Annotated in this window: 25 protein-coding genes and 1 CRISPR repeat array; of the genes, 11 read left to right on the forward strand and 14 right to left on the reverse strand. The window is 59.7% G+C overall.

The window, feature by feature from the left end; all coding sequences use genetic code 11:
* The first annotated feature begins 11 nt into the window (after positions 1 to 11).
* From HNR46_RS05640 to HNR46_RS05655, 4 genes are all read left to right on the forward strand, one after another.
* The gene (locus HNR46_RS05640; RefSeq protein ID WP_221285031.1) at positions 12 to 461 is read left to right on the forward strand and encodes a DoxX family protein; all 450 of its coding nucleotides are present in this window, start codon (positions 12 to 14) and stop codon (positions 459 to 461) included.
* A 41-nt stretch (positions 462 to 502) separates the two neighbouring features.
* The gene (locus tag HNR46_RS05645) at positions 503 to 1444 is read left to right on the forward strand and encodes an NAD-dependent epimerase/dehydratase family protein (RefSeq protein WP_184016651.1); all 942 of its coding nucleotides are present in this window, start codon (positions 503 to 505) and stop codon (positions 1442 to 1444) included.
* 91 nt (positions 1445 to 1535) lie between these two features.
* Positions 1536 to 1826, forward strand: a complete 291-nt coding sequence (locus tag HNR46_RS05650) for a hypothetical protein (RefSeq protein ID WP_184016653.1) — start codon at positions 1536 to 1538, stop codon at positions 1824 to 1826.
* 33 nt (positions 1827 to 1859) lie between these two features.
* Positions 1860 to 2081 (forward strand): hypothetical protein, encoded by a 222-nt coding sequence (locus HNR46_RS05655; RefSeq protein WP_184016655.1) that lies wholly within the window; start codon positions 1860 to 1862, stop codon positions 2079 to 2081.
* Here the strand turns inward: HNR46_RS05655 and HNR46_RS05660 are convergent.
* The 6 genes from HNR46_RS05660 to HNR46_RS05685 form a co-directional block, all read right to left on the reverse strand.
* Positions 2048 to 3853 carry a Rieske 2Fe-2S domain-containing protein gene (locus tag HNR46_RS05660; protein WP_184016657.1) on the reverse strand — a complete coding sequence of 602 codons (1806 nt, stop codon included), beginning with the start codon at positions 3851 to 3853 and terminating at the stop codon, positions 2048 to 2050. The genes HNR46_RS05655 and HNR46_RS05660 overlap by 34 nt on opposite strands.
* 86 nt (positions 3854 to 3939) lie before the next feature.
* A complete protein-coding gene (locus tag HNR46_RS05665; RefSeq protein WP_184016659.1) occupies positions 3940 to 4686 on the reverse strand; it encodes an SDR family oxidoreductase in 747 nt (248 codons plus the stop codon).
* 181 nt (positions 4687 to 4867) lie between these two features.
* Positions 4868 to 5437 (reverse strand): DapH/DapD/GlmU-related protein, encoded by a 570-nt coding sequence (locus HNR46_RS05670; protein WP_184016796.1) that lies wholly within the window; start codon positions 5435 to 5437, stop codon positions 4868 to 4870.
* Between the two features lie 119 nt (positions 5438 to 5556).
* Positions 5557 to 6747, reverse strand: a complete 1191-nt coding sequence (locus HNR46_RS05675) for an NAD(P)-dependent alcohol dehydrogenase (protein WP_184016661.1) — start codon at positions 6745 to 6747, stop codon at positions 5557 to 5559.
* Between the two features lie 54 nt (positions 6748 to 6801).
* A complete protein-coding gene (locus tag HNR46_RS05680; protein WP_184016663.1) occupies positions 6802 to 7533 on the reverse strand; it encodes an SDR family NAD(P)-dependent oxidoreductase in 732 nt (243 codons plus the stop codon).
* Positions 7534 to 7759: 226 nt separating this feature from the next.
* On the reverse strand, positions 7760 to 8779 hold the full coding sequence (locus HNR46_RS05685; RefSeq protein WP_184016665.1) for a helix-turn-helix domain-containing protein: 1020 nt from the start codon (positions 8777 to 8779) through the stop codon (positions 7760 to 7762).
* Between the two features lie 230 nt (positions 8780 to 9009).
* On the opposite strand from HNR46_RS05685, the gene HNR46_RS05690 reads away from it, so the two are divergent.
* The 6 genes from HNR46_RS05690 (at position 9010) to atzF (ending at position 16976) form a co-directional block, all read left to right on the forward strand.
* A complete protein-coding gene (locus tag HNR46_RS05690) occupies positions 9010 to 9558 on the forward strand; it encodes an FAD-dependent oxidoreductase (RefSeq protein WP_184016667.1) in 549 nt (182 codons plus the stop codon).
* Between the two features lie 66 nt (positions 9559 to 9624).
* Positions 9625 to 10143, forward strand: coding sequence for a CopG family ribbon-helix-helix protein (locus HNR46_RS05695; RefSeq protein WP_221285034.1), 519 nt, complete (start codon positions 9625 to 9627; stop codon positions 10141 to 10143).
* A gap of 9 nt (positions 10144 to 10152) precedes the next feature.
* On the forward strand, positions 10153 to 10869 hold the full coding sequence (locus HNR46_RS05700) for an urea amidolyase associated protein UAAP1 (protein WP_184016669.1): 717 nt from the start codon (positions 10153 to 10155) through the stop codon (positions 10867 to 10869).
* Positions 10869 to 11501 (forward strand): urea amidolyase associated protein UAAP2, encoded by a 633-nt coding sequence (locus tag HNR46_RS05705; protein ID WP_184016671.1) that lies wholly within the window; start codon positions 10869 to 10871, stop codon positions 11499 to 11501. The genes HNR46_RS05700 and HNR46_RS05705 overlap by 1 nt, the downstream gene beginning before the upstream one ends.
* A gap of 91 nt (positions 11502 to 11592) precedes the next feature.
* Positions 11593 to 15234 (forward strand): urea carboxylase, encoded by a 3642-nt coding sequence (gene uca / locus HNR46_RS05710; protein WP_184016673.1) that lies wholly within the window; start codon positions 11593 to 11595, stop codon positions 15232 to 15234.
* Between the two features lie 17 nt (positions 15235 to 15251).
* On the forward strand, positions 15252 to 16976 hold the full coding sequence (gene atzF, locus HNR46_RS05715; protein WP_184016675.1) for an allophanate hydrolase: 1725 nt from the start codon (positions 15252 to 15254) through the stop codon (positions 16974 to 16976).
* A gap of 120 nt (positions 16977 to 17096) precedes the next feature.
* On the opposite strand, the gene HNR46_RS05720 is transcribed toward atzF, so the two are convergent.
* The gene (locus HNR46_RS05720; RefSeq protein ID WP_184016677.1) at positions 17097 to 17594 is read right to left on the reverse strand and encodes a hypothetical protein; all 498 of its coding nucleotides are present in this window, start codon (positions 17592 to 17594) and stop codon (positions 17097 to 17099) included.
* 390 nt (positions 17595 to 17984) lie between these two features.
* On the opposite strand from HNR46_RS05720, the gene HNR46_RS05725 reads away from it, so the two are divergent.
* Entirely contained in the window at positions 17985 to 18179 is a 195-nt protein-coding gene (locus HNR46_RS05725) for a hypothetical protein (RefSeq protein ID WP_184016679.1), read from the forward strand.
* Positions 18180 to 18421: 242 nt separating this feature from the next.
* Positions 18422 to 19365: direct repeats of the CRISPR family, unit length 29 nt; unit sequence CGGGTCATCCCCACGGGTGTGGGGAGAGC.
* A 71-nt stretch (positions 19366 to 19436) separates the two neighbouring features.
* Here the strand turns inward: HNR46_RS05725 and cas2e are convergent.
* From cas2e to casA, 7 genes are read right to left on the reverse strand one after another with little or no spacing between them, the layout of a single operon-like run.
* Positions 19437 to 19748, reverse strand: a complete 312-nt coding sequence (gene cas2e / locus HNR46_RS05730; RefSeq protein WP_184016681.1) for a type I-E CRISPR-associated endoribonuclease Cas2e — start codon at positions 19746 to 19748, stop codon at positions 19437 to 19439.
* 52 nt (positions 19749 to 19800) lie between these two features.
* On the reverse strand, positions 19801 to 20697 hold the full coding sequence (gene cas1e, locus HNR46_RS05735; RefSeq protein WP_184016683.1) for a type I-E CRISPR-associated endonuclease Cas1e: 897 nt from the start codon (positions 20695 to 20697) through the stop codon (positions 19801 to 19803).
* A 5-nt stretch (positions 20698 to 20702) separates the two neighbouring features.
* A complete protein-coding gene (cas5e, locus tag HNR46_RS05740) occupies positions 20703 to 21425 on the reverse strand; it encodes a type I-E CRISPR-associated protein Cas5/CasD (RefSeq protein ID WP_184016685.1) in 723 nt (240 codons plus the stop codon).
* A 4-nt stretch (positions 21426 to 21429) separates the two neighbouring features.
* Positions 21430 to 22449, reverse strand: coding sequence for a type I-E CRISPR-associated protein Cas7/Cse4/CasC (gene cas7e / locus HNR46_RS05745; RefSeq protein WP_184016687.1), 1020 nt, complete (start codon positions 22447 to 22449; stop codon positions 21430 to 21432).
* A 32-nt stretch (positions 22450 to 22481) separates the two neighbouring features.
* Positions 22482 to 23111, reverse strand: a complete 630-nt coding sequence (cas6e, locus tag HNR46_RS05750) for a type I-E CRISPR-associated protein Cas6/Cse3/CasE (protein WP_184016690.1) — start codon at positions 23109 to 23111, stop codon at positions 22482 to 22484.
* Complete coding sequence (gene casB, locus HNR46_RS05755) at positions 23108 to 23623, reverse strand: type I-E CRISPR-associated protein Cse2/CasB (RefSeq protein WP_184016691.1); 516 nt, start codon at positions 23621 to 23623, stop codon at positions 23108 to 23110. The genes cas6e and casB overlap by 4 nt, the downstream gene beginning before the upstream one ends.
* A 22-nt stretch (positions 23624 to 23645) precedes the next feature.
* A complete protein-coding gene (gene casA / locus HNR46_RS05760) occupies positions 23646 to 25118 on the reverse strand; it encodes a type I-E CRISPR-associated protein Cse1/CasA (protein WP_184016693.1) in 1473 nt (490 codons plus the stop codon).
* Between the last annotated feature and the right edge of the window lie 51 nt (positions 25119 to 25169).

Raw genomic sequence — 25169 nt, forward strand, 5'->3', positions numbered from 1 at the left:
GAGGTAAGAACATGTCTAAAACGAAAGAACTCACCATGAACATCACTTCGCCTCGCGTGGGCGCCGCTTCCACCAACAGGTTCAACGTTGGCCTTTGGATCATCCAGATCCTATTGGCACTCGCATTTGGCCTTGCGGGCGTAATGAAGCTGACTCAGCCGATCGCCGAACTTGCCAGAAATCTGGGGTGGCCGGGAGTTGTTCCGCTCGCACTCGTGCGATTCATAGGAGCGGCCGAGTTCGCGGCGGCCATCGGCCTGGTGGCGGCCGCGGCCACTCGCATTCGTCCGTCACTTACGCCGTTGGCGGCTGTGGGACTCGTTCTCGTCATGATTTCCGCGTTCCTCTTCCACAGCGTGCGAGGGGAAATGAAGGCGCTTCCGCTGAATCTCATCCTTGGGACCATGGCAGCGTTCGTCGCGTGGGGGCGCTCGAAAAAGGTCCCTATTTCCGGCCGCTAAAAAACGATCGCACGAGAGTTCAGCCAAACGATTCTCTATTTATGGCACTTCATGTCATCGTGGGAGCGAGTTCTGTAGGCGTCGCCGTGGCCAAGCAACTGGCGCATCGAGGCGAGGAAGTTCGTCTGGTGACCCGCAGCGGCAAGGGGCCTGAGATTCCCCAGGTTCGACGAATCCCCGCCGACGTTACCGACAGCGAACGACTGTGTGACATTTCGACGGGCGCTACGGCGCTCTATAATTGCGCAAGCCCGGCCTACGATCGCTGGCCGACGGACTGGCCGCCGTTGGCTTCCGCGTTTTTGATCGCGGCGGAGCGCACTGGCGCGGTGCTCGCCAGTTACAGCAATGTTTATGGTTATGGCCCGGTTAGCGGGTTGATGACCGAGGAAACACCGCTTGCCGCCACCCATCCGAAGCTCCGCGTTCGAGCCGACATGTGGAGGGAAGCGCTTGAGCGTCACAGCTCCGGTCGCCTGCGCACGGTCGAAGTTCGTTCAACGGATCATATCCAGCCGAATTCCATGTTCGCATTGGCTCTGTGCAAACCGCTGCTCGCAGGAAAGCGAGCCGTGTCGCCCGTACCGCTCGACGTTCCGCGCAGTTGGACCTCGGTTAACGACGCTGCCAAATTGCTGGTGGCCGTCGCAAGCAAACCGGAGACGTGGGGCCAGGCATGGCATACCCCGACACAAGAACCCATGACGGCGCGCGAATTGCTCAACCAATTCGTGAACGCAAATGGACTAGAGGCTCCGAGGGTGACCGTAATTCCGTATCCGGTGCTGCGGACAGCAGGCATATTCGTCCCGATGCTGCGCGAGCTACGATCAACACACTATCAGTTCGACCGGCCGTTTCTGATGGACTCCAGCAAGGCAACAGCAGCCATCGGCATGCACGCCGAGCCGATTGTCGAGACCCTGCGAGAAACTGCGCGGATACTGTCGGATGCCAACCGCGTCGACAATGGACGAGGTTAGTGAGAGGGCCGTTACCCTCGCTCCTTCCGCAACAGGCACCCTAACATCCTGTTGGAAAACGTCGAGCCATTGGGCAGTCTTCATTCCGAGCATGTTTGAATCCCGCGACACCCCCGCCGAGGGCCAGCTGGAGTTCTGGATCGAGATCCGCCGCCTGCCTACGGCTATCGCCAGCACCTTCTACCGCAACCTCGGCATCGACTTGAGCGTGATCGAGGCCAACGCGTCGTTGCGCGATCTGGTCCACCGCAACACCGAGGAGCAGTATTGGGAGTATATGAAACGGCTCGCCGCCGAGGAGGGCATCGACCCCGGCGACACGAAGGCTGTGCGCCGTTTCGACAAGATGCGCAAGAGTCGCAGGACGAACATCGCGGAGTGAGTCAACCCGCGTGATCCGGATGCCAAGGTGGGCATGACCAAACACGGGGCCTGTGAAATGATCTACACGCCCGAGCACGTCATCGATCCGGATACGGGAGTCATCGTAGCCGCGGAGGTGCGCCTCGGCGACCAGGATCTCGCCGTGAGGGTACTGGCGACCGGCGAGGTTCCTGCCTTGGATCATCAATCGGCAATCCATTCGATGCTGATGCATGGGAATCACTCCTCGTCTCGAGCCATTTCTCCCCGATGAAGTGCGAGCGCGCTTCGTGGGGACTGCTGCCGCGTGCGGGCTGTCGGGCAGTGTGCCGCGAGGTGGCGAGCTGCTCCAGCGAGAAGCAGTGCCCTGTCTTTGACATCGGCAACGTCGCGTGAAAGCTGATACGCGGCCTCGATCGCCTGAAGCTTGTGAAAATCCAGATCCTCCCGAATCGTCGCCCACGCGAGACAGTCGGTCAGCTTTTCGATCGAGCCGCCTCCTCTCACCCAGGCAACCACCGACGCAACCACCTTGCGCGGGTGGGGAGCCCGGTCCATCATTTCGAGGATGTGATCGAGAATATCAGGGGCCGCCGCGTGCGGGTCGGCATCCGTCTTGGGATAAACCCCCGGCGGTACGTTGAGGAAGCGGTCCTGAAAGACGGCCATCGCTCCGTGCAGGATCGCCGGCAGCAACTCCGCTGTGGGTGCCCGCTTGAGCGACTGCACGACAGCGTTGGCATAGGTGAACGTGTGCACGGGACCGAACCAGTCGCCCAACTCGTTCGACGGGGAAAAATGGGCAAGCCGCCAGGCGGCTGCGAGCGCGACCTCGCGGGCGAGTGACTCGGGGTCGGCCTGCGCCTGGAGCGCCGAAACGATTGCGTCGAGAATCGCCTGATAGTCGCCACCGAGCAGAACGTCCCGCAATCCGTCCGGGACGGCACCGCGACCGGGCTCCACCTTTTTCACGGAGGATTCCGCGGCGCGGATGGCGCTGATCAGGTCAAACGGATTTCGCCACGAACCGCTGTCCTCCTCCCCCCGACCCGCGACGGCTTCTGGCACCAGCAACGGAAGTAGCTGTGGCCAGACGTCCGGCGCTCCCTCCGTCGTGAGAATCTCGCCGAGTTCGAGCGCTTTGTTTGCAAAGTCATACAGATGCCCCGTGTCGAGGTAGACGCGCTGCAGGATCGCGCTTGAAAGTGTCCTCTGGCGATCGGACTGGTCGCGACAAAGCCGGTTGGCGGTCAACAAGGCCCGCTCCGCGCCGTCGAGATGACGCATGAGGACGAACTCACGAAACCAATCCTGCAGTCGCCCGAGCGATTCGTCCGCGCCGGTCAATGCCCCGCGTTCACGACGGTGGGGACGGCCGGCACAATTGGCCGCGAGCTGCCGCGATGCCCAGCACAGTCCGTAGATCCGTGTTCTCTCGGAGAGAATCGGGTCGAGTCGTCCCATTAGGGCAATCAGTGTCATCCCATCGGCCCACGCCTCATGGTTTTCGCATCCGAAGTTCACCAGCTCACGGAGAATCTCCACGACGGGCACGCCCAACTTGAGTAGGCCGACAATGCCCTTGGCCTGGAGAAGACTGAGGTTCTGCTCCAGGCCCCGGCGGAGCCGCGCCCGGTAGTAGGCTTCCGTCGGCATGGCATCGGGCTCGTCGCTCACCTCGATCACGCCGTTTTCCTCCCGGACGGCAAAGGTGGGAATGTCGTCCGCGTAGAGGTCGAACGCGCAGCCACCCTTCAGCGCAAAGCGCGCATGATGCCAGTGGCAGGTCAGGATACCTTCGTGGACGCTGCCCTGGTCCAGCGGAAAGCCCATGTGGGGACAACGGTTGTCGACCGCCTGCGGATCTCCGTGATTCCAGAAGACGGCGATCCTGCGATCCCGCCCCTGCACGGTCACGACGTTCCGTTGCCTCAAATCTTCGCGTGTTCCAACCCTTATCCAGTGCATGATTCGAAAGTGATTCTCGTTCTCCGTCAGCGTCCCCATATCGATCACGAAACGATCCTTTACGTAGCTCTTGAGCATGCGCTCGTGGGCTGCCAGGTCGCCACCCCTGCGGCTTTGAGGAATATGCGGTGTGAGATGTTCATGTGTGATTTGCTGATGGCGGCTTACAAGGGTTGTCGCGTTGGCCGGAACAGGATTTCATTCACGTCCACATCCTCCGGCTGACTGATGGCGAAAGCGACCATTCGGGCAAATGAGTCCGCCGGGATGGCGATCTCATCGACGATTTCCTGCGTGCCCTGCGCAATGTCCTTCTCGCTGATGTGTTCCAGCAGTTCCGTGGCGACAGCACCGGGTGAAATGACCGTCGTGCGGATGTTGTAGGGCTTCACTTCCTGTCGCAATCCTTCGGAGAGCGCGCGCACGGCAAACTTCGTCGCACAGTAAACAGCGGCCGCCGGGCCTACCGTGTGTCCGTAAACCGATGAAACGTTGATGATGTGCCCGCCTTTCTGTTCCCTCATGTGCGGCAACGCTGCGGCGATGCCGTAAAGCACACCCTTGAAGTTCACGTCGATCATTTGATCCCACTCGTCGACCTTGAGGCGCTCGAGTGGCGCGAGCGGCATCACTCCGGCATTGTTGAGGATCACGTCAACGCGCCCGAACTTCTGCACGGCGGCATCCACCAGAGCTTTCACCTGCTCGCGATCGCTGACATCGCAGGCGACGGGCATCGCCTTGCCACCCTTGGCTGTCAATTCATCTGCCAATCCTTTGAGCCGGTCCACGCGCCGCGCGCCCAGCACGACGGTGGCACCTCCCGCGGACAAATGCCGCGCGGTCGCTTCGCCCAATCCGCTGCTCGCGCCGGTGATGACCACTACTTTTCCTTCAATATTGGTATTCATAAGGTTTCCTTTCTAGTTTCACTAGTCCTTCGTGTTGCTCGCCCGGCTCGATCTTGACGGTTGCGGAACGGGCGGGGGCAGCGATCATCTCGCTGGAATAGGGACTGCCATGGTGCTTCGCCCGTCCACGCCGGGTCGCTGGAGGAAGGCTGAGAATACTCCCGCGAAGAACATGATCGTCTCATGACAGGGTTCTGATGGTCTTTGCGGGGATTCCGCCCACGATGGTGTTGTCGAGAACGTCTTTGGTGACAACTGCGCCAGCCGCCACAATGGCGTTCTCGCCAATGGTCACGCCCTGGAGGATCGTGGCGTTGGCGCCAATCCATGCGTTTCTCTTGATGTGAATGGGAGCCACGGTCAGCGAGTGCCTGTCGCAAGAAGAAACCGGGTGACCTTCGGTAAGCAGGCTGACTTTCGGTGCGATGAAGACCCCGTCGTCGAGGGTGATGCCCCCAAAATCCAGAAACACGCAGTCGAAATTGATGAAGACGTTCTTTCCAATTGTCGTATGCTTCCCGAAGTTGATGTGGAATGGGGGGAAGATGGCGCTGCATCTGTCGAACTCTTTGCCGGTGATCCGACTCAACAGTTCGCGGATCTCATCCGGATCGGCGGAACGATTCAATTGCAGGAGCAAGGCCCTCGTAGCGAATGAGGCCTCACGGAGGCTTGGGTATTCGGGATCATCGAAACGAATGGTCTCACCGTTCCGAAGCCGACTGAAAATATCGTCTTCTTGTTTCAAGATGATGGAAATCTGAGAAGCCCTTGGATTGACCTATTCTCGATATTATTCATCGCCAATCTGGTCCGTCCATACGACTGAATCACCATCAAGCGACTCCTGAATGGCAGGATGGCTCGTGGTCAAAAGGTCTTCGCATCGATCACGTAGCGGTAGCGGGCTTGCTTGTTGAGCACTTTGGTCCAGGCGTCATTGATCTGATCCGCCTTGATGATTTCGATCTTCGGCAGCACTCGGTTGTCAGCGCAGTAGTGCACCACTTCCTGGGTCTCAGGCATGCCTCCGATGAGCGATGCATTGAAGTTCACGCGTGTTGTGGACAAGGCCAGGTTGCTCAAGGTCAGTTCAAAGCCAACCGGCATTCCGACCTGGGTGTAGAAGCCGAAAGGCTTTACCACCGATGCATAGGCGGCGACATCGTACTGCGCGGGAATGGTGGAGATCATGTAGTCGAGGCGGCCTTTGTAAGGCTTCAGTTTGGCCACGTCATCGACCACGACCACCTCCTTGGCTCCGAAGGATAAGATGTCGTCCTTTTTGTCTGGGGACGTCGTAAAGGCATAGACCTCGGCCCCCTTGGAAACGGCCAGTTTGATGGCCATATGGCCCAGGCCGCCGATGCCGGCCACGCCAATCTTGTCGCCGATCTTGAAATTGGCGTTCACCAGCGGGGAATACGTGGTGATCCCCGCACAAAGCAAGGGAGCGGCTTCCTCCAGAGAGATGTGGTCCGGAATGTGAACGGCAAAATGGTCCCTAACCACGATGTGGTTGGAGTAACCTCCCTGTGTGATTCCGGTCGGGGAGCTCTTGTCCGGCGTGCCATAGGTAAAGACCGTAGCTCCCTTGTCACAGAGGTGCTCTTCCCCGTGCATGCAGCTTCCACATTCCATGCAGCTATCCACCATGCAGCCTACTCCCGCGCGATCCCCCACCTTGAACTTAGTGACATTCTTTCCAACGGCCGTCACGATGCCGACGATCTCGTGCCCGGGCACCTGAGGATAGATCTGTGGGCCCCAGTCTCCCTTCATCGTGTGAATGTCGGAGTGGCAGATGCTGGCGTATTTGATCTCGATGAGAATGTCCTGCTCGCCGACAGGTCTGCGCTCGAACTCCCATGGACTGAGCTTGCCGGAGGTGTCGGTGGCTGCGTAGCCCCGGCATTTGATGGTGCCTGTGTTGAGTTTGCCTGAATCCACTTCCTGGCCAAAGAGCCGGCTTGCAGGGGCCGACGCCGCCAGCCCTGCTCCGGCAAGTGAGGTGAATTGCAGGAATCGGCGTCTGTCGAATGATTGATTGGAGGTGCTCATGGTAGTTCGATTCGATGTTGTGGATTCTGAAGAGAGTGATCGCGGGCGGCAGCGTCAGGTCCATTTCACGCCCGTTACCGTGGCCAGCGCATCGAGCAGCCGTTCCTGGAAATCCTCGTCGTAGACGTGGGCGCTGGGTTCGGAGCGCCTTTGGTGATGCCAATACCCGCCGCTGGTGAGTGCCTCCGGGTCGTTGCTGATGGCCAGCCATTCCTGGGTCAGGTGGCCCAGCCGGAGATCATCCGGAGCTTCCGCGCCTCCCATCTTGGTGGGAACCCATCCGGGATCGACGGAGTTGCTGAGCAAGTCCGGCCAGAGCCGGGCAGCGGTCATCGCAAGGGTGGTAACGAAAAGCTTGCTGTCCGAGTATGAGCCTGAGGTGATGCATCCGCTCCAGTCGATCCCATCAAGCTTCGGAGTCCCGCCAGCATGCATGCTGCTGCTTAGATAGATGAGTCGTTTGGGGCGCTCGATCAGTGCTGTGAGCACGTAGGGAGCGACACTGTTGATCGGCAGGACAGGAGGGCCTGAGGAAACGCCCGCATTGTGGATCACCACGTCCATGCGACCGATCTCATTCACTTGTCTTGCGAGGTCCTTCGTTTGATCCAGATTCGAAAGGTCTCCAATGGTTGCAACGGCGCCTTTGTCCATCAGGTCGTTCAAGGTTTCGAGTCGGGCCTTCGAGCGGACATGCATCACCACCTTGTGCCCGCCAGCGACCAGCGTTTTAGCCGCGGCGAGGCCTAGACCGTCGGAGGATCCGGTGATGAATATTCTCTTCATCGTTTGAGTGCTCGTGGCTTGAGCCGCTTGAACAGATGCCGCACCGAAAGGCGAGTCACCTCCGGCGATCGATGCGCTGGCGGGCTCCATCATGATTCGACGATGAGGAGTTGACGTGCTGAGCAAGGAGTCAGCGGGATCGGATTTGGGCTTCGAAGCAGCAGTATGATTTTCACCACGCGCCATCCATAGACCCGTCGAGATCGGCTTTCTCCCGTGAATCTGCTCAGGCTATCGAAATTCTGCTGAAATCTTCCGTGGGCAGGTCTTCAATGGTCCTTTCCCGGTATTCGCTTGGAGTAATCCCTGTTTCCTTCCGGAACACATGAGCGAAGTGGCTCGGGTTACCGTATCCGACATCCGATCCGATCTCGATGATCGGTTTATGGGTCTCGCGCAATAATTCCTGCGCCTTCGCCACCCGCTGGCGAATGAAGTAATGTGAAGGAGAGAACCCAGTGTTCCTTTTGAACAAGCGGGAGAAGTGTGCTTCGCTCATTTGGACCGCCTCGGCCAGTTTGCCAACGTGAATACCTTCTTCAATCGATGCGTCCATCAATTTCAACACCCGGAGAAGATGAAAGGCGGGAAGAGCCGGGGAACGATGAGGAGTCCGGGTTTCATCATCGCGATAGGTCCTGACAAGGTAGGTTGCCAGGCTTTGGGCGATCCCTTGGACGAAGGAGATGCTTGCGGTCTTTTGTTCGGAAACCTCCCGACGCAGCATCTCCAGAAATGAAATGATGGTGGGATCGCGGAAGGCATTGATTTCCTTGAGTCGGGGAATTTTTGCAGAGGGTCCATCAAGCTCCTGTGCCGCGCGGGCGAAGAATGGCAAGCCAAGGGTCACGTGCATCACCACCAGCGGGTCTTTGCCGAGGGCTTTCCATTTCAGTTCATAGGGCTCAGGAGAGGTGGACAGAAATAATACCCCTGGCTCGGACTCATGCGTGTTCCAGTTTCCGTCCAAATCCCTGTCCGAGCACAGAACGTGACCGGACATTTGCCAGATCAGTTGCGGCTCGGCCACTGCTGGAATGAGAGTCGGTCTTTCATCCAGATTCCTATCATGAATTTCCACGAGAATATCCTTCCATGCCGCTCCTTCGCCCAAATAGAGCAGCCTCCCAGGGAGGAACTTGCGTTGCTTCTTGGCGGAGGTGCGCAATGGGATTTCCATCACGATTACGGTAGCGAATTTGTTTGTCTCGGCAAGGCTCCTCAAAGGCGAGAAGGTGAGCGGCAATCAAGCGGGATTCCGGCAAGAACTCCGTGAGAGTGCGACCCGGACCATGCGATGCGGGAGGATGGTGAGCTCGAACTGCATGGGCAATCTGATCTTGATAGGTGGTGCCGCTGCGACAGACCTTGGAAGATTCCACACGAAATTCACACGAATGGACTGCGTAATCTGCAAGACTTTGCGGGACTGGATGGAAGACACCCACGCAAAGATGCCCATGACAGCACAAAAGGATGATGGAAAGCCGGGGTCTGGACCAGACCGAGGCCCTGACCAGTTTGTTCTGGAGCATCCGGCTGGATCAGGACGCGCGATGGCGTGCCGAGCCTCTGGATGTCTGGAAAGCCCGCATCGTATCGTTGGTTCCCCAAGCTGAGGGATGGCTGCAGCAGATCGAGACGGGCGATCAGATCCTCACCGCGCGCTACGGCGATGTCCGGCAGTGGTCCTGGCACAAGGAAGGACTGGTCTTGCTGGGGGATGCCGCCCATGCCATGAGCCCGCAGCTCGGGCAAGGTGTGAACCTTGCGCTGCGCGACGCATCGACCCTCGCCCAGTGTCTGGAACGCTATCCAATGTCCGAGGCACTGGCTCGTTACTCGGCCGCTCGACGCCTCCAGCTCACCTACTATTCGTGGGCAACGCGGGGGCTGACGCCGCTTTTCCAATCGGATTTCGATGGATTGGCCCTCCCGCGGCGATGGGTTTTTCGCACCCTCCAGCACCTGCCCCCCGCCCGCTGGGCGATGACTCGAACCATGGCAGGATGGGTGGGCCGCTAGGGAAAGCGAGGTCCGGCGATCAAGTCCCAAATCCCCGGCGACCCTGTTTCGGATGGGTGCAAAAGTGTGAAGAAAAAAAAAGTTCTTCATACTGGCCCTGGCCCTGCTTATGGATCGGCGGCGATGGCGAACGACGATTCCAATGAAGGAGTGAAGCGGGTGACGGTTTCGATGCCGGAGGAAACTTACCAGTTTCTCGACCGCTTGGTGGCGGCCCGTGGATTCGACAGCCGTTCTCAGGCAGTGGCGGAAATGATCCACCAACATGCCGCCCAACACCTCAGTCGCATTGGAACGGAGGTGATGGCTGGGACGTTGACTCTGGTTTACGACGAATCGAAAAGCACCTTGCTGCGCGATCTATCCCGCATTTTCCGCGAACACATCGCAGAAGTCATTTCCTCACAACATGTCCTGTTGGAGGACGACCACGTGCTTGAGGTGATCCTGATGCAGGGGCCTGCGAAAACCTTGCGCGATATCGCCAACAAGCTGGTCACCTGCAAAGGCGTCAAGACCGCCCAACTCACTCTCACCCCGCACTTGATTCCGCCGCTTCACGCGAAGCGCATGGCGGAAGGATGATTGGAGCCCATGAAAACACTTCTCGAACGAACGCTCGAAGGCGCCGGAATGTGGTCGGCCGTCCTGTCCCGTGGAAAACGGCTTCGCCTCACCGATTTGGAAGGCGGGGCCAATGTCGGGATGCTTCTCTACAATGCCCTTGAGCGCCAGGAGCGCTACAACATGCCTGATACCTTGAAGGGGCAGCACATCTTCTACCTGCGCGCTCCCTACTGTCTGCACTCGGACATGGGACGTTTGATCGCATCGATCGTCGACGACCGCGTGGGTTGGCATGATACGGTGTGCGGCCATTCGGATGCGGCCCTCGTCGAATCGAAGTACGGCGAATGTCGTTATCAGGAGGCGAGAAATGATTGGTACCGCAATGCGCGGGAAGCTTTTCTCATCGAATTGTCGAAATGGGGTCTCGGGAAAAAGGACCTGGTGCCGAATCTCAATTGGTTCAGTAAGGTGGTCAGTGATGATGCCGGCCGCCTCACTTTTGTTCCCGGTCACACTCAGGCCGGAGACTCGGTGGAGCTGCGATTCGAACTGGATACGTTGGTCGTGTTGAATACCTGCCAGCATCCGCTGGATCCGGATCCCGAGTATCATCCCCGCAAGGTGAAGTTGGAGGTGCTGGAAGGGGAGACCCCGGCTCTCGATGACGCCAGTTTGCAGATCCGGCCGGAGAACCTGCGGGCCTGGGAGAACAATGAAACCTATCACACTCTCCGTTTCTGATGAAGACGAGCCCTCTTGATCCTGCCACGGCGGTTTATCGAAAAGTCATTCCTGCTGGAGATTGGTGGACGCATGAAATCAAAGCAGGCCAAACGTTGCGCATCCTTGATCTCGAAGGGAATCAGGCAGCGGATACGCTCTTTTACAATGCGGCTGATCCGACGGATCGCTACAGCGCCGACCGGACCATCCAGGCCCAGCAGGCCCTTTACCTTACGACCGGAACGCAGTTGATGAGCACCGAGGGCAGGGTCCTGTTGGAGATCACCGCCGACACCTGCGGGCGTCACGACACTCTCGGAGGGGCTTGTTCGCGGGAGTCAAATACCATGCGCTATGCTCACGACAAGGAGTGCATGCACGCCTGTCGGGATAGCTTCATCCGTGGGGCCCAGGAATGGCGGGATGGGCTGACTCAGCGCGACATCACCTGCAACATCAACTTTTTCATGAACGTGCCGGTCACCCCGGACGGTCAGTTGAGCTTTGCGGACGGCATTTCCGCTCCCGGACGGTACGTCGAAATGAATGCCGCTATGGATGTCGTGTGCCTCCTTTCAAACTGCCCGCAGTTGAACAATCCTTGCAACGGTTGGAATCCGACACCGGTGGAAGTTCTCATTTTCGATTGAGAGCTTCTTCCTGCCGTCCGACCCCATCGGAATCGGCCTCCTGATATCCGAATCCGCTTCCTGAAATCACCCGCTTCCCGCGCGCAGCGCCATGTCATCACCATTGTTTCCAGCTTCCCGACCCTCGAAGATCCTCATCGCCAATCGCGGGGAGATTGCCGCGAGGGCGATCCGCACGATCCATGCGTTGGGGATGAAAGCCATCGCCGTGTATTCGGATCCGGACATGGCTTCACCGCATGTGGATCTTGCGGACGAATCCCATCGCCTGGGCCCGGGTCCGGTATCTGAGAGCTATTTGCGCAAAGAGCGCCTGATCGAAATCGCGGGCGAGACGGGAGCGGCGGCGGTTTTTCCCGGGTACGGATTGCTCAGTGAGAACACCGAATTTGCCCGGATGTGTGAGGACGCCGGGGTGAAATGGTTGGGCCCGACGCCGGAGCAGATCATTGCCTTTGGGTTGAAGCACGAAGCACGGAGGCTTGCGGGGGAGGCGGGCGTGCCCTTGGTCCCGGGAACCGACCTCCTTGCCGATGCCGCTGCTGCGCTCGCCGCCGCGGAGGAAATCGGTTATCCGGTGATGCTCAAGAGCACGGCGGGTGGCGGGGGTATTGGGATGAAAGTTTGCCGAGATGCCGCCGAATTGCGCCGTGAGTTTGAAAGCGTGGTGCGGCTGAGTGAGCGGAGCTTCGGCTCGGGTGGGGTGTTTCTCGAGCGGTTCATCGAACGGGGACGGCACATCGAAGTGCAGATCTTCGGCGATGGCAAAGGCCGGGTGCTGGGCTTCTGCGAGCGGGATTGTTCGGTGCAGCGGCGCAATCAGAAAGTCTTCGAGGAAACCCCGGCGCCGGGGTTGAGCGAGGCCACTCGTGTGGCCTTGCGCACGGCGGCCATCCAGCTCGGGGAGAGTGTTCACTATCGATCTGCCGGGACCGTCGAATTCATTTACGATGCCGACCGGGGTGACTTCTTCTTTCTTGAGGTCAACACCCGCTTGCAGGTGGAGCATGGCATCACTGAGTTGGTGCATGGACTGGATCTGGTCGAATGGATGCTGCGACTGGCCCTCGATCCGGATTGGACCATGCCCGAGGAGGTGCCGCCCGCCTCGGGAAATGCGATCCAGGCCCGACTCTATGCCGAAGACCCTCACAAGGATTTCCTGCCAAGTGCGGGGTTGCTCACTGAAGCGACGTTTCCGAGCGATGCACGTTGCGATGGATGGGTAAGTCCGGGAACCGAAATCAGCCCCTTTTATGATCCGCTGCTGAGCAAGGTGATGGTCCACGCCGAGGATCGTCAGAGGGCAGTCCAGAAACTCGCGGATGCCCTTGATGCCACCCGTATTTCAGGGATCGAGACCAACCTCCGCTATTTGCGTGGGGTGGTCCGGTGGGAGGCCTTTGTGCAGGGCGGTGTTGCCATGCGCGACATGGCTTCGTTCGTTTACCAGCCCCGAACCATGGATGTGCAATCGCCAGGTACGATGACCACCGTTCAGGATTTCCCCGGGAGGGTGGGCTACTGGGAGGTAGGGGTTCCCCCCTGTGGGCCCTTTGATTCGCTGTCGTTCCGCCGCGCGAATCGCCTGGTCGGCAACCCCGATGGCACCCCGGGCTTGGAGATCACGATGACCGGGCCCACGCTTCGATTCAATGCTCCCTGTCGGGTGGCGGTGAGCGGTGCCGAGGCGAAGGTCACCCGCAATGGTGATCGGGTCGAAGAGGTGTTCGAAGTCGTGGCCGGAGATGTGGTACGGGTCGGGCGTATTGAGGGCGCCGGCATGCGTGCGTATTTGGCGGTGGCCGGGGGATTGGAGTCTCCGAGCTATCTTGGAAGCGCTTCCACTTTCACCCTAGGGCGCTTTGGTGGGCCCTTTGGCCGTGCGCTTCTTCCGGGCGATGTGCTCGGAATCGGCGGTGATGGAGGCCACTCCACGCCTTGGCCGGATGCCGAACGTGGCGCCGGGGGTGGGGTGCCGATCCCTCACGAATGGCAGATTGGCGTTCTGTATGGCCCTCATGGTGCCCCCGATTTTTTCACGCCGGATGACATCGAGACCTTTTTCAGCACCCGCTGGGAGGTGCACTACAATTCCGCCCGCACGGGAGTGCGATTGATCGGTCCGAAGCCGAAGTGGGCGCGCAAGGATGGCGGTGAGGCAGGCCTTCATCCCTCCAATCTCCATGACAATGCCTACGCCATCGGCGCTGTCGATTTCACGGGAGATATGCCGGTGATTCTCGGACCTGATGGGCCCAGTCTCGGCGGATTTGTCTGTCCCTGCGTGGTGGTCGATGCCGAATTGTGGAAGCTCGGACAGCTGCGACCCGGCGACCGGATCACCTTCGTTCCTGTCGATGAAGCTTGGGCTTCGCGACAATCTGAGGTGGTCGACGCGTTCCTCCAGGGAGCGGTCGGAGCCGACGCTTTGGTTTCCCCGATCCAGGCGGGCACGGGAGAAGATGCCCGATCCGGGAGCCTGGGTTCGCCGATCCTCGCCGAATGGGGGGAGGGGGACGAGGCCGTGGTGATGCGCCGTGCCGGCGACCGCTATTTGCTGATCGAGTTCGGTCCCCATCACCTCGATCTCAAGCTGCGCTTCAAAGTGCACGTGGTCTATGAATGGCTGAAGGAAAAGAACCTAGCGGGGGTCGTTGACCTTACGCCGGGCATCCGCTCGTTGCAGGTGCACTATGATCCTCAGACGATCGGTCGGGAGACCTTGGGAAGCCTGCTCCGGGAGGGCATCCTCGCGTTGCCGCCCCTTGAGGAGATTGAGGTTCCCACGCGGATCGTTCACCTCCCTCTGAGCTGGGATGACCCGAGCACCCGGGAAGCCATTCAAAAGTACATGCAGAGTGTGCGGCCGGATGCGCCCTGGTGTCCGAGCAATCTTGAGTTCATTCGCCGAATCAATGGTCTGGAATCGATCGACGAGGTGTATCGTATTTTCTTCGATGCGTCGTATCTGGTGATGGGTCTGGGAGACGTCTACCTTGGGGCGCCCGTGGCCACGCCGCTGGATCCCCGGCATCGCATGGTGACGACGAAATACAACCCGGCTCGGACCTGGACGCCGGAGAACGCCGTGGGCATCGGCGGTGCCTACCTCTGCATCTATGGGATGGAAGGACCAGGGGGCTATCAATTCACCGGGAGGACGATCCCGGTTTGGAACCGCTGGCGAAAGACTCCGGATTTCTCGGAGCCCTGGCTGCTGCGTTTCTTCGACCAACTTCGCTTCTATCCCGTGAGTGCGGAGGAGTTGATGAAACTCCGCGAAGAGGTCCCCCTCGGCAGGCATCAGCTCAAAATCGAAGAAGAGGTGTTCCGCTTTGCGGACTACGAGAAGTTTCTCGATGAGCACGCAGAGGAAATCGAAGCCTTCCGTCTCCATCAGCGGGGCGCCTTCCAGGACGAGCGCGAGCGCTGGGAAGCGGCTGGGTTGAACATGGACGCACCGGTGGAGAGTGAAATCGAGGACGAGGAGGAGTTGACGATTCCCGAGGGCTGCCTGGCGATCGAGAGCCCGGTCACCGGGAGTGTCTGGAAAGTGCTGGCCGGGGTGGGGGAATCGATTGCCGCCGGCGGAGGAGTGATGATTTTGGAAGCCATGAAAATGGAGATGCCCGTCGAAGCGGAGGCGGAAATCGAAATCGTTGAAGTGCTGGTGGCGGAGGGCGGGAGCGTCCGCGCCGGGCAGCGACTGGCGATCGTTAGGGAGCGGTGAACCAAACCATCAAAGCCATGGAAAAGATGACCTTGAACTGGGTGCGCGAACAATACGCGGCAGGCGCGACCGTGCGGGAAGTGCTGAATGAAGTTCGCGCCCGCATCGTCGAGTGGGAGGATCCTGCAACCTTTCTTTATCTGCCCTCGGAAGAGCAACTGGAGGCGCTGGCGGCCGAAGTGGAGGCCATGGATCGTTCCCTTCCCTTGTGGGGGGTGCCCTTCGTTGCCAAGGACAACATCGACGTTGCCGGGTGGCCGACGACCGCAGCCTGCCCGTCATTTGGCTACGTTCCTACGGCGGATGCCGGAGTCGTGAGCAGCCTGCGGGCAGCCGGGGCGATTCCCGTGGGGAAGGGGAACCTGGACCAGTTTGCCACGGGCCTGGTCGGCACTCGCTCACCGCATGGGACGGCGCGCAATGCGGTGGCCCCTGAATGGTTGCCGGGAGGTTCCAGTTCGGGCAGTGCATCAGCGGTGGCTGCCGGGATTTGTGTGTTCTCCCTCGGCACCGATACGGCGGGCTCCGGGCGGGTTCCCGCGGCCTTTCAGGAATTGATTGGCTGGAAACCCTCCAAGGGACTGCTTAGTACCACGGGAGTCGTACCCGCCTGTCGCTCGCTGGATTGCGTTTCCGTCTTTGCGCATTCCGTCGCGGATGCCGCCGAGATCATGAACGTCGCTGCGGTATTTGATGAAACGGATCCTTACGCGCGGACCATCGGCGTCCATCGTCCCCTAGGTAGGCGCATCGGCGTGCCGCGGGAGCTCGATTTTGCGGGAGATCCTGACACGCCCGGCTTGTTTGCTGCGGCGGTCGAGCGGGCCGCTGCCTTGGGCTTTGAAGTCGTCGAGATCGACCTCACGCCGTTTGTGGAAGCGGCCAAGTTGCTCTATGAAGGACCGTGGGTCGCCGAACGTTGGGCTGCCGTCGGGGACTTCGTGGAAGCTCATCCCGATGAAATTTTCCCGGTCACTCGGAAGATCCTTGAGGGATCGCGTGGCTGGGATGCTGCCCAAACCTTCAAAGCCCAGGATCAACTGCGCGCCTGGGCTCGCCAGGCTGAGAAAGTTTGGCGGCAGATCGACCTGCTGCTCTTGCCAACCACCCCTTGCCTCTACCGGGTGGAAGCCGTGATCGAGGAGCCTTACCGGACCAATGCTACGCTCGGGCGCTACACGAATTTCATGAACCTCCTCGATCTGTGCGCCGTGGCGATTCCAGCTGGGCGGGCGCGGGACGGGCAGGTGCCATGGGGCGTCACTCTGGCGGCACCGGCGGGAGCGGATGCCTCGTTGCTGGCGGCCGCTGCTACTTTCACCGGGGAGAAAGAGGCCCGCCCGCTGCCGCTGGGGATCCCCGTCGTCGTGTGCGGTGCTCACCTCGAAGGCTTGGCTCTTCATCATCAGCTCGTGGATCGGGGAGCCCGATTCGTCGCGCGCACGACCACGGCCGCCTGCTATCGCCTTTATGCGATGCCGGCGAGCGGCGATGTGCCGGTGCGGCCTGCCTTGGTTCGGGACGAGTTTCAGGGTGCGGAGATTGCCGTCGAAGTGTGGTCGCTGGATGCCCACTCATTTGGGGAATTCGTGGCGGGGATTCCTGGGCCTTTGGGCATAGGAAAAGTGAAGCTCGCCGATGGCCAGGAACTCCCCGGATTCATTGCGGAATCGAGAGCGATCCTCGGCGCGGAGGAGATCACGGCTTTCGGAGGCTGGCGGGCCTGGCTGGCTACAGGCTAAGTCCTCCCGGCTTCCCGCCTTGGGCCCACGGGATGGCCTCCCTCGCCTCGGAGTTCGCTCGCGCCAGGTCGAAAGTGCCGAGAGGGAGTTTTCGGTGGGAGACCGCGTTTTCTGGACCTGTCAGGGCACCCATGGAGACATCGGTCGATCCTCCATGTCAGGGAGCCCCGGTGGAAGGGGTGGGGGGAGAGTTTCGGAGGGTTCCGGCAAAGGATTCGCCCCATCGTCTGGGAAAATGGAATCGATTTCGTCCTTTGGCAGAGAGAGGGGCTGGGCATTCATCGCCATGGTAAGAAATGGGGATGAAGGGAGGGAGGAGAGATTCCATCCGTGAAAGTTCTTCGATTGCCCGTCCTCGGCGGTGGCAATCGTGGGTGCGTCGGCGATTTGGGAAGACAGGCGGATCGGGAATCGGTACGTGGCGAAGGTGAGGGACCATGGGCTCGCGTCGCTTTCCAAAAGCGGCCCTGACAAGCTTTCCGTAAACTTCACCGGGATGGTGCTGGAGGGGAGAATCACTTGGCCGATCGAAATCGCGCCGTGGAGGTGGAGAGCCAAGGCTCCGAACAGCGCGAGCGAGGCCCTTCGCGCGGAAGGGTGGAAAACAGCGGGGATCATGGGGAGAGGAAGGGCAAAAAAGGGAGGACGCCTTCAGGAGCAAAGAAGGTCGGAGCAGCTCAGAAACGGGGATCCTGGCGTGACGGCGATGGCGGTTCCCATCCCTGTGGCGGAGTCGATGGGTGCGGGCTGGGCCCACCCACCGCGGGCGAAAGCCTTCCGGGCATTTCGGGGTCGTGGGCAGGGAGTTGGCGTTCCTGGAGGAGACGACACCCCAGGCACGCACGATGCCGCGGCCCGGGGTGTCGAACTCGATGCGTTCCAACCGATCGGAAAAGAGGGGGCTCAGGGAGGCTTCGGGCGAGAGGTTGGACCTCGTTGGGATGAGTCCAGGGGTCGGCCGACATGCCGAGAGGGTTCAGTAAAGCTTTCCCTATTTCGTGTTCACCCATGAGTCGACGAGAGACCGCCAATTTGCTGGGATGGGAACGACGAAGGGGCATCAGGGAGGAGAGCCCGGATTTGCAAGCTCGGCTGCAAATTGAGCAGAACTACGTAGTTCTAGGGAAGCGAAATCTTCAGCCTTTGGGAGAAAGGTTTGAGATTGATGATGAGACCTTTACGGAGATGGAATACCTCCTTTGAGCTGCTTCTTAAGCCGCGGCTGCCGCCAATCACGCGATGTGTGAATCCCTCGAGGATCGCTTATCGAGGGGGGTAAGGAGTCACCAGTTACCGCGGCACCGAAGGCAGCTGGAAGGTGCGAAGCGGACAGCCGGGTCCCCCAGGAACAGGCCCCATCTCCGCGACGCTCCCGACTCGGCGAGGTGTTCGGAAAAGGGGAGTGAGGAGAGCCCGACGGTGCTCCCTCGGGCACGTTGACCAATCGGGTCATCCCCACGGGTGTGGGGAGAGCTGCGAGGGTGCGTTTCATGGTGGTTGGTGGTGCGGGTCATCCCCACGGGTGTGGGGAGAGCCCCCGGGAGGGTTGGGGGAATCGGTCTGGCGGCGGGTCATCCCCACGGGTGTGGGGAGAGCCATGGTGTTTCCTCTCCAGATGATTGACCCCTCGGGTCATCCCCACGGGTGTGGGGAGAGCCTCCCTGACGATGCGGTCCGTCACCTCTGCCACGGGTCATCCCCACGGGTGTGGGGAGAGCACCCGGAAGCTGATTTCTTCCTCGCGCAGCTCTGGGTCATCCCCACGGGTGTGGGGAGAGCGCTCTGTGGGCGTTTCGGAGCATCTTTGGCGGCGGGTCATCCCCACGGGTGTGGGGAGAGCCGCCGCATTCTCCATGCCCAGATCGCCGGTCGCGGGTCATCCCCACGGGTGTGGGGAGAGCGTTACGGGTGCCATCGGTGCAGAGTCTCACCACGGGTCATCCCCACGGGTGTGGGGAGAGCTGGTGTTGTGTGTGTTGTGGGTGTGGTGGGTGTGGGTCATCCCCACGGGTGTGGGGAGAGCGTAGTCCGTGGGGTGGATCTGCGGATCCTCATCGGGTCATCCCCACGGGTGTGGGGAGAGCCAAGAAATCCCTCCATCAATCGAGTATCGGAACGGGTCATCCCCACGGGTGTGGGGAGAGCAGCTCCGGTTTGTAATCCTCCAACTCTCCCACCGGGTCATCCCCACGGGTGTGGGGAGAGCCTCCACGATCCGCGAAATCGCTCTGGCGGGTGCGGGTCATCCCCACGGGTGTGGGGAGAGCGGTTGGGCTTGGGCATCATCCGTCGAAGGTGACGGGTCATCCCCACGGGTGTGGGGAGAGCCGGGTAGGTTTCGCATTCGATTCTGACGCATTCGGGTCATCCCCACGGGTGTGGGGAGAGCTCTTCACCTATGAGTGACTTATGAAGATTTATGGGAAGGCATTTTGACGAAGAAAGGTGTGACAGATTGTCTCAAAAAGGACAATTCTCTGGCTCGATCCATTGTTCCGCAATCAAGGGAATGCCTGAGAAATCTACTTCTCGGCGTCCGCTTTGTCCCTCTGGGCCGATGTGTTCGATGACGTAGCCTTGGCAATTGGGGGCAGAGGAGATGACAAGAAGGCCAAAGTCAGGAGGTGAATTTCGCAAGACGAAATCCAGCACCTTACGGATGGTGCGGACATTGAGGGTGCCGATGAAAACGTTGGGTCTGGGCTCGATGAACCAGCGTTTTAAGTGCCCCCGGATGGCAGGTGGGGTGTTGTGGGCGACGAGGACCGTCATGGCGGTGGCGAGCAAAGCTGGTGCGACAACAGGGTCAGACTAGCGAGGTTGCTCATGCGTCGGATCGAGGTTGCAGAGGATTCAATTCGCACTCGTCCGGAGCTTGGCCCGGTAGATTGTCGAAGAGTTTCTTCAATTCATCCGGCATTCGGCGGAGCATGCGGGTTTCCTCGATACGGCGTTTGAGAATCTTGCGCACGAGGGAGCCGTCATCCTTTGGGTCGATGGACAGGGCTTCGAAGGCGGCAGGCCAGGAGGTTTGGTGTTTGTAGAGATCCGCTGCGTCATAGATGAAGGGCAGGGTGCCGGCTTGGTGGACAAATCCCAGTTGGGGAAGAAAGCCCATGGAACAGCAAACAGCCGCGGTGAGGGCGTAAAGTGAGGCATTGGAGGCGGAAAGGGCACGGTTGATGCCATCGGCGAGGCTCCAGTTAGAAGTTTTGTAGTCGCGGCCTTTCCAAATGACGCCGAATTGGCTGCCGAGTTCTGCGTAGGTAGCCTTGACTCGTCTCCCTTCCATCCCCCGTAGTTGCTGGATGGAAAGTCCTTGGACACGCGCTTCAGGAAAGCGATTGAGAAACATGCGCCGGGCGACTTCGGCTCGTTTTCGCCTGTGGGCCCAGGCATCGGCATGGAGGCGGGCCATTGAGTTGTCGTGATTGGGCGTGATGCCGAAGGCGTAAAAGCGCATGCCGTCTTCGCCCATCCAGAAGACGGGACAATTCGACTGGGCACAGGTTTTGATGGCCGCGTGGGTGAGGGTGGTGCCGGGACCGAGAATGAGGGCGGAAAGGGTGGCGACGGGGAGGCGAGTGATGAAACCGTCGGCTCCAATCCATTTGACCGAAGCATCATCCACTTCGAGGCGGCCTTTCTCAAGGTAGATGGGCGTCCAGCGGTCCCGTGCGGGCGTGAGGCTGTCGAGCGGGGGACGTTCGAAGATGGGCACGGGAGTTAAGGGGTGGGGCGGTGATGGCGGACGGGTCGCGCGGGGTAGGCGGTGGGCACTGGGCCATGATGGGCGCCGAAGGCGATGGGTTGGTCATTGGGATAAAAGGTGCCATCTCCAGGCTGGGAGGTTTCGACTTCTTGCTGGAATTCGAAGTGATCGAGTGGACCTGGGGAAATGCCGGGAATCGTATTAAGGAGGGCGTTGAAGGCCTGAGCTTCATCGTCTCCCAAGGTGGGAGTGAGGGGAGTGGCGGGGATGCAAGACTTGCGCCCAAACCAGACGCCCCAAATTGGGTCGAGGAGAGCTTGATGGAGTTCGACGAGGACCTCAGAGTCGCCGCTAAGAATCGCGGCAAAGGCGGCGTCTGTGAGATAGCTGCGGCGGGTGATGACGGTGCCAAAAGGGGCGCCTGATGCTTTTTGAGGGATGCTCATTTTCTCACGTGTGGAGGCCTTCCTATCGTAGCCACCGCCAATGGTGTGAAAGTCGGTGAGCCGGGTGGTTGCGACTGGCTTGGGGAGTTTGACCACAGTGAGGTGGAGGGAGGCGATGGGAGCGAGCTGGGCGGGTTCTTGCGGAGAGTATTTGTCGATGCCCATGGCGGCGGCGAGCAGGCCGACGATGGCGGATTTGGTGGGAAAGTTTTGGGTTTCCCGGAGCTGGAATTTGGAGGACGCACCCCAGGATTGGAGGGGAGCGTCGATGTAGAAGGCGAGGGAGGACATGGGATCAGCCGAGGAGTTGGTGAATGAAGGCATCGATGCCGCCGGGGGTCTGAGTGAGATAGAGTTTTTCGCCTTGGTCTCCCCAAATTCGTTCGATGTCGGCGAGATGTTGGTTCATGGCCACCAGCGATGCTTCGGCAAAGCCGTTGTCATGGGCTTTTACGGGATTCTCGAAGGCGTTGATGAGTTGGAGGGGCTGACCGGTGGGTTTGCGGATGCCGAGCACTTCGTGGGGCAGGGTGCCGGCGTTCATTGAATTCTTGCGAGCGCCGGGGACCGCGACGAGGGCGGAGCGAATGAAGGTCCTGAGAATATCTTTTCTCTCGTCGTCACTGAGCCCGGCGAGGTGTTGGGGGCTGGCGAGGAGATCGAGATTGATCGCGAGGTAGCGGTAGTAGGTGGCGGAATTAAACTCTAGGGTACCGATCATGCTCGCACCGGCGTCCTCTGAGTCCACTTTGCGGTCATCCACTGCGGAGAAGAAATCGACTTCGTTGTCGGTGCGGTGAGTGGACAGGGCGTGGGAGAACATGGCGGCACCTTCGACGTTCAGACTTGCGTCGTTGGCGACCATGCGCCCGAAGAGGGCGATGTCTGCGGCATCGTTGCGAGTGGCGTTCTTGATCGCTTTCTTGGTTTCCTCTCCCGCGGCAATGGCCGTGGAGATGTTGGCGATTTCGGAGGGCGAGAGGTAGACGGCCGTGGTGACTTGATCAGGGTTCTTGCTATCGGGCTTGCTGAAGAGTTTGCAGAGTTCGTCGGCTTTGGCCTTTGCAAGCTCCTCTTCCAGACCGGCCTGAAGCAGTGCGTCGGTGAATGGGGCGAGGAGGTAGCGTGAGCGGATGCCGTCGAAACCCCGGTGCAGATCATGGGCGAGAAGTCGGCTGGCGCGCTTGAGACATTGGCTAGAGATGCGAGCACGTCTGGTACCGCCAAAGAGAGCGGATTTTGGAGAGCCGACATCATCGCGATTGAGGCAAGAGACGGGGAAGGACTGAAGGATGTGAAGTTCGATGAGATTCATGGTGGAAATAGGAAAGGGATTCAGGGAAAATATTAGAGGGGAGAAAGACAGAGCATGCCGAAGCCGAATGCTTTGGCTGATCCGATGCCGGAGTGCGCTGCGTGGAGAAAAAGCTCGGGATCAGTGACTTCGAGAGTGCCGGTGAACTCAGTCGCACAGTGGAGTCCTGCGGACCCTTTTTTGAGAAAGGCTTGGCGTGGCCGTGGAAGGGTTTTGAGAGTCACAAGATCTGGGGCGAATCCGTTCTGTTCTCCCTTGCGAGACATCCAATCGATAAGGTCCTGGCGGCTGACGAGAGCTTCGCGCCGACCGTTTTTTTTGCGATGACCGTCGGGGTCGCGGACCACTCGCTTGCGAGTCGGATTGGCGAGCAGCGAAAACTGATAGTGACGATGCTGGAAGAAGGTGTCGGCGATGGTTTTGGACTGCCATTGATCACTGGGGCACCAATCTGGCCGGCTGGGCGGTTCTTGAGAAAGGATGAGCAGCCGGAAATCGTGACCGGTATCATCCAGGCGGGTGAGGAAGTCTCGCGAGGCTTCGGGGCTTCCTGGGAAGGCTTCCCACACCCGCTTGTGCCAAGCGTAGCTGTCGCGGAAACCGCCGTCCTTCCAAGGCCGAGCGACGATGTCGTATGGAATGCGAGCTTGGGTGAGAATCATGGCTCGGGAGAGGTTTCAGCAAGGGGAGGCGATTGCCAAAAATCGGAGGCCCAGCCGAGTTTGACACGGTCCGCCCATGAGCTCCAATGGTTGAGGTTTTGATGCACTGCGTGGTAATCGAGTGGGACGGCTTCGCGGGAGAGACGCATCGCAAGACGGTGAAGCCGGTGGGCGAGGTCTCCTGGCGCAGCGACGCTGCCGAGTTTCTCGGCAGCTAGAAGCCGCCGGAAATGGCGGTCAAACGGGTGCTCTCCGTCGGAGCGATCACCGAGGCGTAGCGCGGCTTTGCCTACGGTGAAACCGTCCTTGTGTAGGGGGTGCTCGGCGTAGAGGGCGGCGAGAAGACATTTCCGGGAATCGTCCAAAGCACCGAGGATTCCCAGGATTGGATAGGCTTGGTGTCGAGTGGCGGGGCTCCAGTATTTTCGCAAGGAAGCACGCATGCCGCGGTCGTCATCCACGCATCTTTGCAGACGCTGGAGGAAAGAATCGTGGTTTGGAGGTGGGCTCATGTTAGGGAGATCAGATGGAGGGTCAGGTTTGGGATGGGGTGGCATTCTTTGTCGCACCGGGAGGCTTCGGGTAGAGAGCTTTCCGCAGGACACGGGCACCTGCGGAATGCGCTTGGATCTGGCGCGGAGTGGTGTGAGGGCACACGGACTTGAAGGCGCGAATGGCCGCTGCGCGCACGAGAAGGGTCCACGGGTCTTTGGCATCGTGACTGCCAATCTCGGCTTGTCCTGGCTGCGGCTTGCCCGCCATTTCAATGAGAGTCCGATGGTTCTGATCGAGCTGGTGCCAGAATTGTTTCTTTCCCTCGAGGATGGGGGGATTTTCGTGGCTCAAGGATTTCCCGTAGGTTTTGATCGCACCATACAGGAATTTGGAGACGGCCTCGGCATGGTCGATTCCCGCTGCGTAGAGGTGCTGTCCAGCCTCGCCGAAAAGTGCTTGAGGAATGGTGAAAGTCGATTCCGTGGCGTCTTCAATTTTAGCATCCTTCGCCTTGATCAATTCTCCAACCCACAGATCCGTCGTTTCTCCAAGATTCTTACGGGCATTGAAACACTGAAGATTGAGCGCCGCATCGGAACCGACAGAGTGAGTGAGGTTGGTGAGCAGGTGGAGATCGCGCCAGATGCCCTGATCGGGTTTTGCGCGGAGGAGGCGACGTTTTTCATTCTTCCCGTCTTTGATGATCTCGATGGAAGCAAACGGGTCGCGGTAGGCTTCGAATTCGAGGTAGGAGTGACCTTGATCGATAAAGAGGGTTTGAAGGTCATCACTGAGCCAGAGTGCACAAGAAATTGGCGCCAAGCGTGCGAGGAGGTTGTGATCGGGAGGGCCCTCCCAAACGGGCTTGCCGAGGTGACCTCCGGTGCGCTCGATCGTTTCAAGATCGAGCGCATTGCGGAGGATGCTGTCGCGAAGTGAGTCTCCTTTCAGCAGCATTTGGAGGCTTTTAAGGGCAGGCCCGTTACCCTTGACCTTGGAGGCCATGCTCCCACCGACAAAAAAGTTTTGAAGGCAGAGGACGAGCAAAGCAGCGGCGGATGGAGTCCAAGGCCGGGGTGCTTCTCCCCAGTGATCGAGAAGTTTGGAGTTATTGCCCGACGAGAGATGGAAGGCAGATTTGCTAAGTGGATAGCCATCTTTGGGGTCAAGCGACTTCGGTTTCTTTTGAAGAAACCGTGGATCAGGACCGAGGAGGTGAAATCGAGGATGAATGGTGGGGTGGTGCAGATAGGCCGGCACGGCGATCTCCAGGTCGGATCCGAAGTCTCCCCATTCATCCGCATCCAAAGGAGCGCCGAGGGCGGCATGAGTGATGCAGACCAAGAGTCGCATCAATGCGATGCGTTCGTGAGGCGCCCCATCGATGTCCGCGATTTTTTCCGAAAGCGCAAAGGCCTCGCAGAGAGAGATTTGGGGCGGCCGCCTCGTTTCAGAAGATGGAAGCCAACGAACCGGGATCCACGGTTGGTCGATGAGGTTGAAAGGAGTCATAATTATCGTGCAGAAAGTGGACAGAGAGGGAGTTGAACCCTATTCTCGACG

The sequence above is a fragment of the Haloferula luteola genome, assembly GCF_014201715.1.
In the GTDB taxonomy this organism is placed as follows: Bacteria; Verrucomicrobiota; Verrucomicrobiia; order Verrucomicrobiales; family Akkermansiaceae; genus Haloferula; species Haloferula luteola.

Bases quoted from the DNA above. Each gene is read 5' to 3' on its own strand.
- HNR46_RS05660 (WP_184016657.1), bottom strand. From the start codon at position 3,853: ATGCTCAAGAGCTACGTAAAGGATCGTTTCGTGATCGATATGGGGACG.
- HNR46_RS05705 (WP_184016671.1), top strand. From the start codon at position 10,869: ATGAAGACGAGCCCTCTTGATCCTGCCACGGCGGTTTATCGAAAAGTC.
- casA (WP_184016693.1), bottom strand. From the start codon at position 25,118: ATGACTCCTTTCAACCTCATCGACCAACCGTGGATCCCGGTTCGTTGG.
- HNR46_RS05690 (WP_184016667.1), top strand. From the start codon at position 9,010: ATGATGGAAAGCCGGGGTCTGGACCAGACCGAGGCCCTGACCAGTTTG.
- HNR46_RS05665 (WP_184016659.1), bottom strand. From the start codon at position 4,686: ATGAATACCAATATTGAAGGAAAAGTAGTGGTCATCACCGGCGCGAGC.
- HNR46_RS05680 (WP_184016663.1), bottom strand. From the start codon at position 7,533: ATGAAGAGAATATTCATCACCGGATCCTCCGACGGTCTAGGCCTCGCC.
- cas6e (WP_184016690.1), bottom strand. From the start codon at position 23,111: ATGATTCTCACCCAAGCTCGCATTCCATACGACATCGTCGCTCGGCCT.
- HNR46_RS05725 (WP_184016679.1), top strand. From the start codon at position 17,985: ATGAGTCGACGAGAGACCGCCAATTTGCTGGGATGGGAACGACGAAGG.
- HNR46_RS05645 (WP_184016651.1), top strand. From the start codon at position 503: ATGGCACTTCATGTCATCGTGGGAGCGAGTTCTGTAGGCGTCGCCGTG.
- cas5e (WP_184016685.1), bottom strand. From the start codon at position 21,425: ATGTCCTCCCTCGCCTTCTACATCGACGCTCCCCTCCAATCCTGGGGT.
- uca (WP_184016673.1), top strand. From the start codon at position 11,593: ATGTCATCACCATTGTTTCCAGCTTCCCGACCCTCGAAGATCCTCATC.
- HNR46_RS05655 (WP_184016655.1), top strand. From the start codon at position 1,860: ATGACCAAACACGGGGCCTGTGAAATGATCTACACGCCCGAGCACGTC.
- HNR46_RS05675 (WP_184016661.1), bottom strand. From the start codon at position 6,747: ATGAGCACCTCCAATCAATCATTCGACAGACGCCGATTCCTGCAATTC.
- cas2e (WP_184016681.1), bottom strand. From the start codon at position 19,748: ATGACGGTCCTCGTCGCCCACAACACCCCACCTGCCATCCGGGGGCAC.
- HNR46_RS05650 (WP_184016653.1), top strand. From the start codon at position 1,536: ATGTTTGAATCCCGCGACACCCCCGCCGAGGGCCAGCTGGAGTTCTGG.
- HNR46_RS05720 (WP_184016677.1), bottom strand. From the start codon at position 17,594: ATGATCCCCGCTGTTTTCCACCCTTCCGCGCGAAGGGCCTCGCTCGCG.
- casB (WP_184016691.1), bottom strand. From the start codon at position 23,623: ATGAGCCCACCTCCAAACCACGATTCTTTCCTCCAGCGTCTGCAAAGA.
- HNR46_RS05640 (WP_221285031.1), top strand. From the start codon at position 12: ATGTCTAAAACGAAAGAACTCACCATGAACATCACTTCGCCTCGCGTG.
- atzF (WP_184016675.1), top strand. From the start codon at position 15,252: ATGGAAAAGATGACCTTGAACTGGGTGCGCGAACAATACGCGGCAGGC.
- HNR46_RS05700 (WP_184016669.1), top strand. From the start codon at position 10,153: ATGAAAACACTTCTCGAACGAACGCTCGAAGGCGCCGGAATGTGGTCG.
- cas7e (WP_184016687.1), bottom strand. From the start codon at position 22,449: ATGAATCTCATCGAACTTCACATCCTTCAGTCCTTCCCCGTCTCTTGC.